Annotated in this window: 11 protein-coding genes; 3 read left to right on the top strand and 8 right to left on the bottom strand. The window is 65.0% G+C overall.

Translation table 11 applies throughout. The features are described 5' to 3' along the window. Position 1: 1 nt before the first annotated feature. Positions 2-1,306, bottom strand: coding sequence for an MFS transporter (locus tag AB7O82_RS13665; protein ID WP_428541851.1), 1,305 nt, complete (start codon positions 1,304-1,306; stop codon positions 2-4). Positions 1,307-1,509: 203 nt separating this feature from the next. Between AB7O82_RS13665 and AB7O82_RS13660 the strand changes: the two genes are divergently transcribed. Beyond that, positions 1,510-2,430: a class I fructose-bisphosphate aldolase gene (locus tag AB7O82_RS13660; RefSeq protein ID WP_428541848.1), complete on the top strand. Its 921-nt coding sequence runs from the start codon at positions 1,510-1,512 to the stop codon at positions 2,428-2,430. A 31-nt stretch (positions 2,431-2,461) separates the two neighbouring features. On the opposite strand, the gene AB7O82_RS13655 is transcribed toward AB7O82_RS13660, so the two are convergent. Together AB7O82_RS13655 and AB7O82_RS13650 are read right to left on the bottom strand one after the other, a co-directional pair. Next, the gene (locus tag AB7O82_RS13655) at positions 2,462-4,087 is read right to left on the bottom strand and encodes a hypothetical protein (protein WP_428541845.1); all 1,626 of its coding nucleotides are present in this window, start codon (positions 4,085-4,087) and stop codon (positions 2,462-2,464) included. Positions 4,088-4,601: 514 nt separating this feature from the next. Then, a complete protein-coding gene (locus tag AB7O82_RS13650; RefSeq protein WP_428541842.1) occupies positions 4,602-7,535 on the bottom strand; it encodes a DUF4114 domain-containing protein in 2,934 nt (977 codons plus the stop codon). Between the two features lie 328 nt (positions 7,536-7,863). Here AB7O82_RS13650 and AB7O82_RS13645 point away from each other — a divergent pair, with 328 nt between their 5' ends. Next, on the top strand, positions 7,864-8,589 hold the full coding sequence (locus AB7O82_RS13645; protein ID WP_428541839.1) for a hypothetical protein: 726 nt from the start codon (positions 7,864-7,866) through the stop codon (positions 8,587-8,589). A gap of 2 nt (positions 8,590-8,591) precedes the next feature. Here AB7O82_RS13645 and AB7O82_RS13640 read toward each other — a convergent pair whose 3' ends face one another. From AB7O82_RS13640 to AB7O82_RS13625, 4 genes are all read right to left on the bottom strand, one after another. Next, complete coding sequence (locus AB7O82_RS13640) at positions 8,592-9,050, bottom strand: hypothetical protein (protein WP_428541836.1); 459 nt, start codon at positions 9,048-9,050, stop codon at positions 8,592-8,594. A gap of 75 nt (positions 9,051-9,125) precedes the next feature. Beyond that, positions 9,126-10,508 (bottom strand): M23 family metallopeptidase, encoded by a 1,383-nt coding sequence (locus AB7O82_RS13635; RefSeq protein ID WP_428619585.1) that lies wholly within the window; start codon positions 10,506-10,508, stop codon positions 9,126-9,128. A gap of 559 nt (positions 10,509-11,067) precedes the next feature. Then, positions 11,068-11,559, bottom strand: a complete 492-nt coding sequence (locus AB7O82_RS13630) for a thermonuclease family protein (RefSeq protein ID WP_428541830.1) — start codon at positions 11,557-11,559, stop codon at positions 11,068-11,070. A 112-nt stretch (positions 11,560-11,671) separates the two neighbouring features. Further along, positions 11,672-12,454, bottom strand: coding sequence for a GNAT family N-acetyltransferase (locus AB7O82_RS13625; RefSeq protein ID WP_428541827.1), 783 nt, complete (start codon positions 12,452-12,454; stop codon positions 11,672-11,674). Between the two features lie 146 nt (positions 12,455-12,600). Between AB7O82_RS13625 and AB7O82_RS13620 the strand changes: the two genes are divergently transcribed. Beyond that, positions 12,601-12,867, top strand: coding sequence for a hypothetical protein (locus AB7O82_RS13620; RefSeq protein ID WP_428541824.1), 267 nt, complete (start codon positions 12,601-12,603; stop codon positions 12,865-12,867). Between the two features lie 537 nt (positions 12,868-13,404). Here the strand turns inward: AB7O82_RS13620 and AB7O82_RS13615 are convergent. Further along, positions 13,405-13,655: hypothetical protein (locus tag AB7O82_RS13615; protein WP_428619582.1), on the bottom strand; the 251-nt coding region annotated here is incomplete at its 5' end.

Here is a 13,655-nt window from a genome sequence, read left to right as displayed (position 1 = left end):
CTCAAGCCCTTCCCGCCACCCGCCTCACCTTGCCCGGCGAGGCGCGCCAGATGGCGAAGGCGCCCACCGCGCAGAGCACGATCGCCAGGATGAAGGCGATCTGGTAGCTGCCGGTGCGGTCGTGGATGACGCCGGTAAGCCACGGGCCGACGGCGCCACCGGCCAGCAGGGCCACCATCACCAGGCCGAAGATCGACCCGAAGTGAGGGCCCTCGAAGATCTCGACCACGACCGCGCCCATCACCGAGGTGAGCGCGTAGCCCAGCAGGCCCTGCGACAGCACCATGACGTACAGCAGGACCTCGGACGGGCCGCTCTGCAGGCCGAGCAGCGCGGCGTAGCAGATCGCGAAGCCCGCGTTGGTGATCGCCCAGACGATCTCGCGACCGATGCGGTCGGACAGGGCGCCCAGTGCAATCTGGCCCGGCACGCCGACCATGGCGACCAGCCCCAACGCCCAGGCCGACTGCATCGGGCTGAACCCGACCTCGATCAGGTACTTGGTTTGGTGGACCTGGACGGCATACCAGACGAAGCCACCGCTGAAGAAGGCGACGGCGATCCACCAGAAGCGCGCCGTGCGCACCGCCCGCGCGGTCGTCCACAGCGTTCCCGCCCACGCAGCGTCGACGATCCTGATCGTCCGCGCTGCCGGCCCTGCCGTTCCGTTGCCGCCGTCGGGCTGCAGCCCGAGATCCTGCGGCCGCTTGCGCACGATCCAGTTGAGCGGCAGCAGGACCACCAGAGTCATCACGCCCAGCATCCAGCACGAGGCCCGCCAGCCGTCATGCTGGATCACCGACTGCATCCACGGCAGCAGGGTGATGGCGCCGACGCCCACGCCGGAAAAGGCGAGTCCGATCGCCATGGCGCGCCGGCGCACGAACCAGTTCGGCAGGTACTGCGACTGCACGCTGAAGCTCATGCAATTGGCACCGGCGCCCACCAGCACGCCCAGGGTCGCATAGAGCTGCCACGGTGAGGCGATCTGTGTCGCGCCGAGCAGGCCCGCGGCCATCACCAGCACGCCAGCCTCGATGACGAAGCGCGGGCCCCGCCGGTCCATCAGCCGGCCGACGATCGGGCTGAGCACGGCGGAGACCAGGAAGCCGAAGGAGAACGCCCCGGCCGCCAGGCCGCGATCCCAGCCGAACTCCTCGACGATCGGCGGGAAGACCAGCGAGAACGCCGTGCGCGCCGTCACGCTCAGCGCCACCGTGACGAAGGCCACGGCGATGATCACCCAGCCGTAAAAGAAGGGCAGGCGTGCCGCCAGCGACGGCGCCGCTTCAGATTGCATCGACATGTCTACTCATCGTTCGGCTGCCAAGGCTATGCAAAGGTCACCGCCAGTTTCGCCAGCCGCGTTATGGTTGCGGGACAGCCTGTTCGGCGCGTCCGAATCGGTCAATGACCTGCTGGGTAGTCGACAGGGCCGGGCTTGAATGATGAGGCCCCGCCCGCTATCACCGGCGCCGCTTTAGGGCAAAAGACCTTGGGAGCAAGCCAATGAAGATCACCCGGACGGTCAAGAAGATCCTCGACAATTACGAGAGCGACAATCCCGGAACCAAGGCGAACCTCGCCCGCATCCTGATGCACGGCCGGCTCGGTGGCTCGGGCAAGATGGTCATCCTGCCGGTCGACCAGGGCTTCGAGCACGGCCCGGCCCGTTCCTTTGCGCCCAATCCCGACGCCTACGATCCGCACTACCACTACCAGCTCGCGGTCGATGCCGGCCTGAACGCCTACGCCGCCCCGCTGGGCCCGCTCGAGGCCGGCGCCGACAGCTTCGCCGGCGCGATCCCGACCATCCTCAAGCTCAACTCGGCCAACTCGCTGTCGACCAACAAGGATCAGGCGGTCACCGCCACGGTGCACGACGCGCTGCGCATCGGCTGCTCGGCCATCGGCTTCACGATCTATCCCGGCTCGGAAGACCAGTACGAGATGATGGAGGAGATCCGCGAACTCGCCGAAGAGGCCAAGTCGGTCGGTCTCGCGGTCGTGGTGTGGTCCTATCCACGCGGCGGCAAGCTCGACAAGGCCGGCGAGACGGCGCTCGACGTCTGCGCCTACGCCGCACACATGGCCGCCCTGCTCGGCGCCCACATCATCAAGGTCAAGCCGCCCACGGATGTGCTGTGGCAGCCCGAGGCCAAGGCGGCCTACGAGAAGGCCCAGGTCGACAAGTCGACGCTGGCCGCGCGCATCAAGCACGTCATGCAGGCCGCTTTCAACGGCCGCCGCATCGTCGTGTTCTCCGGCGGCGAGGCCAAGGACCTCGAGGGCCTGTTCACCGAGATCCGCGGCCTGCGCGACGGCGGCGCCAACGGCTCGATCATCGGCCGCAACACCTTCCAGCGCCCGCGCGACCAGGCGCTCGACATGCTCGACAAGATCATCGGCATTTACCAGGGCAAGATGTAAGACGCGCCGGCAAAGACGGGTTGCCGGCGGGTTACCCGCCGGCAACGTCCTCAGCGATCAGTCGGTCAACCTGGGCGATGCCCACAAGCACCGTCGCCGCCGCGTTCGTCACGCCATGCAGCAGTGCCGTGGCCTCTGCCAGACTGTCCGAGGTCCAGGCGGCATGATGCACCTTCTGCGCTTCCACATAGTGCAGCGACACAGCCACCTTCGACATGAGCGTCGCGATGTCCTTGGTCGCCGCGGCATCCCGGGCGCCGCTCATGATGTCGATCAGGACCGAGCCGACGAATCGGCCGCACTGCAGGGTTGCCTTGGTCTGCGCCGTCCAGTAGGCCAGCCCGCCTGCGTCTGATCCCCGATTGAACAGGTTGTCGTAGACGCTGTTGATGAACGAGGCGACGGCAGCGTCGCCGGTGCCGAACGGATTGGCGAGGAACGGATAGAGCGTCTTTGCCTCGTTGCTGATGCCGAAGGAACTGGCGATGTTCGCGAACAGGGTCGTGGGACGTTGGCTCGCCTTGCCGACGTTGAACTGGTCGACCCAGAAGTCGAATCCCTCGGCGTCCGCGCCGCGACCGAAGTAGGCCACATAGGTCGCCGCGATCTGCTCTTCCGTCCCGAGCGCGATCAGATCGAGTGTTTCCCATCCTTCGGTGCCCGCCTGACGGAGCAGCCGGGCCTCCAGGCCGACGCTCGGCGCCTCGTACTGATACTGGTATGGAGGCGTAAAGACCTCTTCCGCGCCGCTCGAGCTTCCTGACGAGGTCCCGAGGAACAGGTTGCCGACGGCCCGGACGAACCCCGGCTCCGGGTCGATGCCCACTTGGGTAAGGATGGCCCTGTAACCATATTGGCCATCGGAATCGAAGATGTTCCCTTCGGCAAGCACTTCTGCGCGGAACGAGGCACCGATGGCGTACGAACCCCAATCCTTCAGCACGTTGTTGTACATGTGCACTTCACCGAAGATCGCCCGTGGCTCTCGCTGAACGGTACCGTCGAATACATTATGGTGAAGTGTGACGTGCGTATCCTTGTCCCGCTCATAGTTATCGAGCTGATGGCCGTTGAGAATCTCTCGGTTCGGATTGCCGGGATCAGGCGAGGTCGAGTAACTATTGATCATCATGGCGCCGTTGTGATCGCTGAACCGGCTCCAATCTACCGTCACATTTTTGGTCCCGGCGCTGATATCGAGAAGACCGTCGCTGTTCCAGCCACTGAGCGAAACACGATGAACCCATATGTCGTTCACGCCGTAGATGGAGATATTATCCTCGTTCGGATCATTCACGTCGCGAATGGCAATCCCGGCTATAATATCGTTGGAGCCGCCCCAATTTCCTCCCATCGTGATTCCGTGATTGGTAATCGTTATATTGCTGCCCCGCCCATCGATCGTCCTGTTCGCGCGTAGATAGATCGTCGAGTCGAGCGTGATCGTGCCGCCCTGCAATGACGGATCGAAGACGATCCAAAGAGGCTTGCCCGAGCCATCCTCTGCCGCAAAACGCAGGCTGCCCGGGCCACTGTCGTTGAGGTTGGTGACCGTGTAGACGTCTCCACCGAGTCCGCCGGTCGTGCCCGCTCCAAAACCTTCGCGATACTGGAACAGAGTTTGTACGAAGCTGCTTTCCAGGGTCGCCTTAGGCACAGCGGCGAGATCCTGTGCTTCGATGAAGACCGCGGTCCCGCCAGACGATGGCGCCGCCGGTCGTCCGCCCCGCGGCAACCAGGCCTTCCTTCAAGACGCGCGCGCAAATACTCCCCGAGGTGATCGAAGCTCGATCACCTTCGCGCTGCATGAAGCGCATTCCCCACCCCACAACGACGCGCATCCGCTCGCGCGCTGGTGCTGCACTAGCGGTGGCTACATCGTCAATTTTTTAAACCCCAAGAAACCACGCCTGAGAAAACTACGCGCAGCAGCGTCCCAGGCCGCTACCAATCTTCCCGGGTGCCCACACACCACTGAAGGCACGCCAAACTCTTTAACGAAAGCGGATGATACGTCTAGTGAAAATTGCGGTGAGACTCACAAATTCATACTTTGCTTCAGGAATTTGCACTCATGACCGACGCAGGACGGGCTTTTGCTCTCTTATCATAAGGCGCCGGGAGCGCGCGGTGCGCGACGAGGTCTCCCCCGTGTGTGCAGCCACCGGATTCTAGGCGAGCCAGCCCTGCCCTGCAGCGCTTGTGAAGTCGAGGCCGATGACGAGGTCGTTGAAGTCGCGGTCGCCACCGTCCAACTGGTCCTCGAAGCCCCAGGTGTTCAAGCCGTAGCTCCAAAGATGGCCGTGCCCGTCGGGGTTGGCCCGCGAGAAGGCCCAGTAGGTCTCCCCGCTGCTCTGGTTGGCCAGCATCATGGCGACGTAATCGCCGGCGTCGACGTCGAGCAGCATGGTTTGTACATAGTTGCCGTAGCCCGGGCCGTGCAGCACGGTGCCGCCCGAGGCCAGCTGATAGGCATTGGCCAGCGCGGCCGCGGCGTAGCCCGCTTCGCCGGGCTCGAGGTTGCCGATCACGCCGGTAAGATCATCGACCTCGAAGAAGCTGACCGACATATCGTCCACGCCGTTCTGCCGCACGCGCACGACGGCCATCTGGTCGTCGGCACCTCCCGCCGTCTCCGCGACCCCGACGGCCCGCGCCATCCGAACCACGCCACTGTCGGTCATGAAGTCGGCGAAGCCGAAGGGGCTGCTGAGCGTTCCCTGGATCGCCTCCGCGGCCGTGCCGTTCAGCTGCACCGACACGCCCACGCCCGCCGCAGCGATCCACTCCGCGACCGCGCCCTGTCGGAAGCCGTCGTAGAGCTGCACCAGCGCCGGATCGAAATCGGCCTGCAGCGTCTGTTCGGCCAGGCGGGCCGTCCAGGCGTACGACTGCGATGCGCCGCTGGTGAAGTCGAGATCCACGCCGCCGAGCTCGACGGCGACAGTGGCCTTGCCGGCCGACATGGTCTGGAGAATCAGGCTCTGGTCGGCGCCGCTCGTCCAGCCACCCGATCCGTCGGCGTCGAGCATGTCGGGGTTCGAGGCGAAGAACAGCTGGGAATGGGCGATGGCGCTCAGCGTGCGGGCCAGGACCGTGCCGTTGGGAGATCCCAGCCCGGAAACCAGGTCGTAGCCCGGCCCGGCATAGTAGCCGAAGCCCGTCGGGATGACGGGTATGCCGCCCGACATGTACGGCGAATCCTGATCGCCGTAGGCCCATGAGCCGACATTGTTGCCCATCGTCACGTCGTTGAACGCGGCAGGCGCGATCGCCGACGCCGTGTAGAGCAGGTCGTGCGCGTAGCCGAGGTCGGGCAGGCCCTGATCGGCGAAGATCGTGTCGATCTGGACGATCAGCGATGCCCACAGCGGCGACGCCGCGCTGGTGCCGTAGTAGTAGCCGCCGGTGAAGGACATGTCGGCATTGGCCAGCTGATAGAAGGCATTGCCGCCACCGTTGGCGGTCACGTCGGGCGCGCCGCGACCGACCTGGGCCAGAGGATCGGTCGTCGTCGGCGTGAGACCGTAGGCCACCTGGTAGGACGGCACGGGCTGGGTCGGATCGACACCGCCGTTGGTCGTCGAGTTGACTGGGTAACCGGCACTGACCTCCGGCGGGCCTTCGATGTGATGAATCGTATTGCCGGATTTGTCGACCGTCGTGACGACGTTGTAGTAGTTCCACGCCGTCTCGACGAAGAAGTCATCGCTGGTGAGATTGGTCGGCAGGACCGACATTCCCCCGGCCACCAGCTGCCAAATCAGGGCGAGATCGCCAGCCATCGCCGGCGCCAGGACCGTCGCGGCCAGCGTCGGATCCCTCTGGGCAGCCGACAGCAGCGACAGCGAGCTGCCGCCGACCAGCAGGCTGTAAGGCTGCGTGCAATTGTACTCGAGGTTGGTCAGGCCGTTGCCGATCTCCTCGCTCGCACCGCCATCGCCCAGCGCCGTCACCGCCGTCTGGTTGGCCAGAACCGAGTCGACATAGAGCTCCCAGTAGGCCTTGTAGAACAAGGAGTCGGGCGACATGCTCTGGGCGTCGCCGAAGGAGTCCGACCACGCCGACACCCTCTGCTTGTCGGCGCCGGGAAAGGTGGCGCTCTGGATGGCGGTATAGGTCGTGCCCCAGGCGAGGCCGTTGCCGCCGGCGCCGTTGAACAGGACGATGTCGCTGTTGGGATTGACGCCGACCACCACGCTCACGTCGAGCGAGCGCTCTCCGGCGCGGATCCCGAAGTCGGTATAGTTCTGCCCCTCGATACCCTGGACCGACAGCACGCCGTCGCCACTCTGGCCGATTGCCGTCAGATAGTCCGTCAGCAGGGACCGGAATACGTCCAGGCCATCGCCGTCGGGCAGCGCCGCGCCGATGGCCGGTTCGAGCAGGCCGACCGCCTTGGTCTGCACTGCCGCGCCGTCGAGAGGGAAATTGTACTGCGCCGCCATGTCCTGCGGCACGAGGTTGACCGTCTCTCCCGCTTTGAACGCCGGCGCATTGTTGCCCAGGCTCTGCGGGCCCTCCGGCAGGGTGGCCGACACGCCCGGCGCAAGGTTGGAGCCGGGCGGAATCGTCGAGACGTCGATCCACAGGCCGGCGAGATCCAGCCCGTCGGGCTTCGACAGGTTTCCGTTCCAGAAGTAGATCCCCGCGTCGCTCGAGTATCTCAGGTCCGTGCCGAACAGAGCCTGGAAGTCGGCCTGGCTGGTGATGGACACCCAGATGGTGCGCGACTCGGCGGAAGTGACATAGGTGCTGTTGCTGGCATCGAGGACGGTAAGTCCCAGCGTGTCGGTGACGTAGGTCCGGGCGGCGTGGAAGACCGCGGGGTCGGTGCCGTAGGTGGTCCACAGCGCGCCTTGGGCGTTGAGCGCGGCCAGTTCCTGCTGCCGGCTGCCCCAGTCACCGTCCAGCAGGGTCGTCGGGTCGTTGGCCCGGGGCAGCACAAGAGCGACGGCGATGCCCGGCGTGTCGCTGCTGGGAGAGAAAAGCACGCCATCGTCGAAGCCATAGGCTTCCTGGGCCGTCGTGGCATTGGTTACGCGATATCCCGTGAAATCGACGAAAGTCGAGTGCTCGATGACGTGGTAGCTCGGCGACGCCATTATGACTCCTACGCACCAAAGGTCTCGGCAGGTTACGCAAAGCGCCCGTTGTGGTCACCCGGGACAACGGCTCCGCCTTGGCTGGAGGTTGCCGCCGTCCGAGTGGACACCTGCTTTTCCACCCATAATCGGGGGAGGTGCCCCGTCAAGATACGGGGCGGAGGGGGAATGCCCTTAGTCAGGATCTCTGAAGTTCCGACGTCGGAATCGGATGAAATCTTGCCTGACGCCTTCCCCCGGCCCTGCGGGCCACCTCCGCCGATTACGGACCCGATTACGGAGGAGGAGAGTGAAGGAATCGCTCGAATGGCTATGATGGAGGCGCAACATGAGCGCTCGCCTGCTTCTCCGCCTGCTCTGCCTTTCCGTTCTGGCCTTCCTGCCTCGGCTCTCTCTCGCCAACGAGCCCTGGGACCCTCCAAGCGGCTGTCGACTCGAGAAATGGAGCGACGTCGAGGCGTGGCGGGAGTGGAACAGCCACACGCCGGCCACGAACGGCGACGCCTGGGCGCAAGAGAGGCGGCGCATCGCCGACAATCGCGAAGTCTGGCGATGGTACGACCGGCTCTACATCGCAATCATGGGCGACAAGGTGCTGACGCTGGCCGACTGCCCGTTCGGCGACGACATGCACCGATACGACTACGAACGGTACGACGCGGCGGGCGGCTTCCACGTCGTCCATGTCTGGCGCTACGAGGATCACTTCTATGCGTTGGTGATGCGTGACAGCGGGAAGATCTACACCGTCTCCGGTCTGCCGGTGTGGTCGCCCGAGCGCGCGCGGTTCGCCTACGCGGTCTGCATCCCCCCGGACGGCACGACGGACGAGGCCGTGGCAGAGGTCGCCGTCATGAGCGTCGTCGACAAACAGCCGCAGATCGAGACCAGGGCGTCGATGCCGTGCTTCCTCGACGACTGCAAGCTCGTCTGGGAAGACGACGGTACGGTCACGTCGACGTGCGAGGAACGGGACGGCATAGACCGCAAGCGCTCGGTCCTGCGTCTTTCCCGGCAGCGGGACGGCTGGATCGCGACGCCGCCAAGACCCTGACCCTACTCCATCCGCTCCAGGACCTTGGCCGCTCGCGCCAGCCCCTCGCGGCAACCCTCCTCGTTGTTGCGTTCTGCTTCTGACCGGGCCGCAACGAGGATTGCCTGCAAAGCCGTCCTGTTCGCCGCCTGCGTCTTGTCCGGCGCCACGTCGGGCATGGTCGGCATGGGAGAGCGCTGATCCGGCGGGGAGATGACCGACCTGTCGTGAATGATCGGCGGCTCGACAACTCCACCCGAGTCGGACAATTCGCGGGGCGTCACATCCTTGTTGCCCTTCCCCGGCGCCGCCTTCGGCGGATCGGTGGCGATGTCGTGCGCCTCGGCGATGCGCTTCACCTGCTCGAGACAGTTCTCCGCCGCAGCGCCATCCGCCCCGATCGCCAGCACGGCGAGACAGATCGCGGCGAAGCCCAGGACTCGCCAGACAGCCCGGGGCTGGCCGAATTTGAGCGTGCCCATTCGATCGATCCCTCGTCTCTTCGACACAACGACCCGGCCGGGGCCGAGTTGCAGGCCTCGTCCGGCGATTTGCCATCAATCCATCTCGGGAGCCTCCTCGCGGGCCCTGTCGATCTCCTCGACCCGGGCCTTGAAGCGTCTGAGCTCCGCGCCACTGAGCCGCTGCCGCTGCGAGGTTTGCGCCACGTCGAGCGGGTTCACCGGCCGGCCGTTGCGATGCAGCTCGAAATGCAGATGGGGGCCGGTGGAGAGGCCGGTGCTGCCGACGAAGCCGATCACCTGGCCCTGGCGTATGCGCGCGCTGCGTCGGACGCCGGTCGCAATGCGGGACAGGTGTGCATAGCCGGTCGCGAGTCCATTGTCGTGACGGACCTTGACCCACCGGCCATAGCCGCCGTTGAGACCGGCCTCGATGATTCGGCCATCACCGGCGGCAAGAACCGGCGTGCCGGTCGGTGCCGCGAAGTCTACACCGGCGTGCAGGCGCGTGAATCCCAGCACGGGATGGCGTCGCATGCCGAAGCGCGAGGAAACGCGGCTGAGATTCAACGGCGTGCGCAGAAGCGCCTTGACGACGCTCTCGCCGTCGCGACTGTAGAAGAAGTCGGCGCCACCCTGCGGTTGGAAGCGATAGATAGCGAAGGTCTCCTTTCCGCCGCCCGTCGTCAGCTCCGCCCACAGGACCCTGCCGCCATCGACCGGCCTGCCGTCCTCGGTCCACGATTGCTCGACCAGCAGAGCGAACCGGTCCCCTGCCTTGATGTCGTGCTGGAAATTCACGTCCCAGGAGAAGGCGCGCAGCATCTCCGCCAGCGCCGGATGCGGCACGCCTGCCGCCTCGACGCTTTCGATGACCGACCCGTCCACGGCGCCTGCCGCCTGCTGCATCTTCGACACGATCTCGAATACCTTGACCGTCGCGTCGAATTCGCCCTGCTCGTCGCGCTCCACCGTGACCTCGCGCCTCGCCTCCGGTCGCACGGCGAGGGCGAGCAGGATCGGCTTGGCCTGCCCCGCGCCAGGCGCCTGCAGCTTCACGTCGAGCGACTGGCCAATCGGCAATCGTCTCAGATTCACGTGCTCGGTCAATGCCTCGACGATATCGGCCACTTCCGCCGCCGCCAGCTCGAGCTCGTCCAGGACGCCCGCCACCGTGTCACCCTTCTCGAGGCGCACCGACATTTCGTACACGCGCGGTGCCGCGGCCATGCTCGCGTCATCGGGGCTCACGCCGTCGGAGATCACATCGGGCGCCGACTCGGTCGGCCATTCGGGCATCGGCGTTCCCATCGCGGGAAGCGGCGTTCCCGTCTCCGGGTAAGTGTCCTGGGCAGACATCGGGCGGGCCGCCAGCTGCGGCTCGTCGAACATGGGCGATGGCGACGATGCCTCTCGCACGGCGATCCAGCCGATTGAAACTGCCGCGGCGAAACCGCCAAGAACCAGGACGACAGCCACTGCTCGCCAGCCCGGCGTCGGGCGTCGTTCGGAGAGGGGCGTGTGATCTGGCTCTTGGGGTAGTGGATCGATGTTCGGGTGGGTTGATGGGGGATGAGGGAAATGAACAGACGACTGATCAAACATCCTTGCGTTCCTGGAGGGGGAAGAAGGCGCACGCCATCATTCAGGGATCGTTGGTGCGGGCGGGTCCGCACGGTCTCGGCGCGGACCTGGACAAGCGTCCGGCGGCCCACCTTTTGAGTGCGATAGTTGGTCGAAATCTTGTCAGGAGTGTGATCGCGTTTGCTATCTGTCCACAGGCAGCGATGCGCACTAAGCAACGCATACCTGGTTCGGTCGGACGCCAGTGCATTCGCATTTGGCAAAAACCGTCATCCCGACCGGCGCGAAGCGCCGTGGAGGGATCTTATCTTGTTGAAGCAAAAGCAAGAAAGGTTCCTCGACTCCTCGACTGCGCCGCCAATGGTGCTGTAAACAGCGCCTAATCTGCGGCTCCGCTCGGGATGACGACTTTTTTTTGCCCTATGCGAATTGCCCTGGATCGGAGACGGGCTCGCTAGCGCTCTTCTCCGAGACGCGCTCGCCACTCCCACGGCGTGACGCAATCGTGCGCGTGAATTCCCCGCAGGGCGCTCGCTGCAGCGGCCTCCTGTGAGATGTAGCGGGCCGAATGGGGCACCTCGGCATAGGCGTAACCACCCGTGACCATGGCCGCACCGAGGTCAACCTCGTCAGCCCGGCAGATCGCGATGATCTCTCCTCCGCGCTCGGTGCCCAGCGGCACGCACGACAGCTGCTTCCCCGCGATCAGCGTGGCTAGATACTGCTCGGCGGCGTGGCCTGCGGGCCAGCCGTCGGCGCAAATCTGGGCGACGTCGGGCGCATCGACGCCGTGCAATCGATAGGTCTTGCCGCCCATCTCGATCGAATCGCCATCGACCGATTTCTGTGCATCCGCAGGCAGGGCGATCACCATCGCGAGGGCGGCCAGAGAGAGTCGATGACAGGCAAGCGTCGTGCGCGACCGTTTCACGGTCTTCGACTTCATCGTCTCCTCCTCATCCGGATGGCGAACAGCGATTCCCCACAGCGTGAAAGTCTCGAAGGGATCGACATTTCTTGCAAGGCGGCATTGCCGCGCGCCTTTGCTCGCATCGCATTCAGCACGCGTGCGCGTAGTGGGCGATCGTCAGGAACTGCACGAGCCCACTGGCTTGGGCAAGATGGATCGATGCCGTGTTGTGCTCCTCGACCTGGTATCGCGGCGCCAGCCCGCGGCCAGAAAGCTGGGCAAGTGCCGTGCCCACCACGCGCCGTGCGAATCCCTTCCGGCGCTGCGCGGGCGCCGTGACCACGCCACCCACTTCCCACACCGAACCATAGTTCTCGAAGGCGATGCAGGCCGATGGCGTCTCGCCCTCGTCGCCGGCCACGCAGGCGAAGGCTTTGCCGGCTCTGAGCATCGGCTCGAGCCAGGAACGCTCGTGCCCCTGCTCGGCAAACAGCTCGAAGGCGGCGTCGCCCGGCTGCGATGTGACGCGAACGCCTGGATCGGGCTCGCATCCGCCCGTCGATGTGAAGGAAATGAATGCGGTTCGCCGCTCGACTGCAAAGCGCGCTGCCACGGGTGCGAGATCGGCCTCGCGCGACAGCTTGAAGACGATGCCGACATTGCGCGGCAAAGTCCGCAGGAGCGATGCGGTAAGGTCCGGATCGTCGCTGGAGACGAAGGCCGCGACGGCGGCCCGCGGATAGGTCTGCCGATCGTATGCGCTCGCCGAGACGTCGAGCGCAACCAGCATGGCCGTACCCGCAGCCCCGGACGCCCGATGAACCTGCACATGGTCCGGATACGCGAGCAACTGCTTCAGGAGGACGATGTGCCGAAGCGGCTCGGCCGCGAGCACATCGATTGCATCGCGGACGGACAGGAGAGTTGTCATCGGACCGATCCTATCGCACTCGCATGGGATTGGCGGCCCGATGACGCCAAATGATCACAGCACTCCCGCCCGACTTTCCTCGACAGCGCCGGCAACACCGATCACGCTCTCGATGAGTTGCGCAGAAGTGTGCCAAGGAGTACGCCATGGCCGAACCGATTACCGACGAGTTCGCGATGGCGACCGGCATCGCGGCACTGGTGCTCGTGCAGGCTACGCTCGAGCAGATGCAGGAACTCGGTGTGCCGTCGTCCAAGATCGACGAAATCATCACCCGCTCGCTCCAGATCGTCGCCACCGTGTCCGCCAACCAGCCTCACGCCGCTCTGCCAATCTCGGCAAAGCTCTTGCGCGAGATGCTGCACAAGCGGCAGTCGATGCGGAAGCAGCAGCGTCAACACGCCATGCACTGACCGATCATGCTCTTCGGACCGCTGGGGGCGCGCCACTCCCGTGGTGCGATCTTTCGTTGGGCAAGCAATGCCGCGCCACGGGAATGGCGCGCCCATAGGCGTTGACTTAACTTTACGAAAAGCCTCGCGCTGAGGAGCGGCCCGGAGGGCCGCATCTCGAAGGGTCGGCAACAAACGGATGCTGCGACACTGCTTTTCCAGCGATCTCGTGTGCCGCCCATCCTTCGAGACGGTCGCTACGCGACCTCCTCAGGATGAGGACTTTGTTGGTCCCGCCAAAGTTCAGAACTCCTGACATAGGCCAATGCGGGAATGTCCGGCTCTGCCAGAGCGGACACGTTTGGGTCCGCAGCCTATGCCGAAGAACCTCTGATTTTGCGAGCAGAACACGTTTTCGATGCCACAAACCGGACAGGTATTGGTCCGCACCCCCACCAACGAAAACTCCAGCATTTTCGGTGCCACAACCGCCTATGTCAGGAGTTCTGAAGTTAGCGCCTGTGAGTGGCGCGCCCCCAGCGGTCCAGCATGCGCCTCTTACATCAGCTTCTCGCGCTTGATGTAGCGGGCGATCTCGTCGGCGATGATCGCGTGCGCGGCGGCGGTAGGATGGCCGTCGCCGACGATGTAAACGTTCGGCCCGCCCTCCGCCTTGTTGCGCTTGAAGCGCTCGCTCATGTCGAGGAAGCGCATCCGGCCGCCGATCTCGGCGATCATCCTCGGCAAGGCAGGCGATGGCTCCCAGTAGTTGGTCGGGATGAAAACCACCAGCACCTGGCTTCCCATGT

The sequence above is a fragment of the Reyranella sp. genome (assembly GCF_050185545.1).
GTDB lineage: Bacteria > Pseudomonadota > Alphaproteobacteria > Reyranellales > Reyranellaceae > Reyranella.
Note: the sequence above shows the minus strand (reverse complement) of the source record. Positions and strands in the feature narration are given on the sequence as shown.

Coding starts and splice junctions, on each gene's coding strand:
- AB7O82_RS13665 (WP_428541851.1), bottom strand. CDS start 1,306: ATGTCGATGCAATCTGAAGCGGCGCCGTCGCTGGCGGCACGCCTGCCC.
- AB7O82_RS13660 (WP_428541848.1), top strand. CDS start 1,510: ATGAAGATCACCCGGACGGTCAAGAAGATCCTCGACAATTACGAGAGC.
- AB7O82_RS13650 (WP_428541842.1), bottom strand. CDS start 7,535: ATGGCGTCGCCGAGCTACCACGTCATCGAGCACTCGACTTTCGTCGAT.
- AB7O82_RS13645 (WP_428541839.1), top strand. CDS start 7,864: ATGAGCGCTCGCCTGCTTCTCCGCCTGCTCTGCCTTTCCGTTCTGGCC.
- AB7O82_RS13640 (WP_428541836.1), bottom strand. CDS start 9,050: ATGGGCACGCTCAAATTCGGCCAGCCCCGGGCTGTCTGGCGAGTCCTG.
- AB7O82_RS13630 (WP_428541830.1), bottom strand. CDS start 11,559: ATGAAGTCGAAGACCGTGAAACGGTCGCGCACGACGCTTGCCTGTCAT.
- AB7O82_RS13625 (WP_428541827.1), bottom strand. CDS start 12,454: ATGACAACTCTCCTGTCCGTCCGCGATGCAATCGATGTGCTCGCGGCC.
- AB7O82_RS13620 (WP_428541824.1), top strand. CDS start 12,601: ATGGCCGAACCGATTACCGACGAGTTCGCGATGGCGACCGGCATCGCG.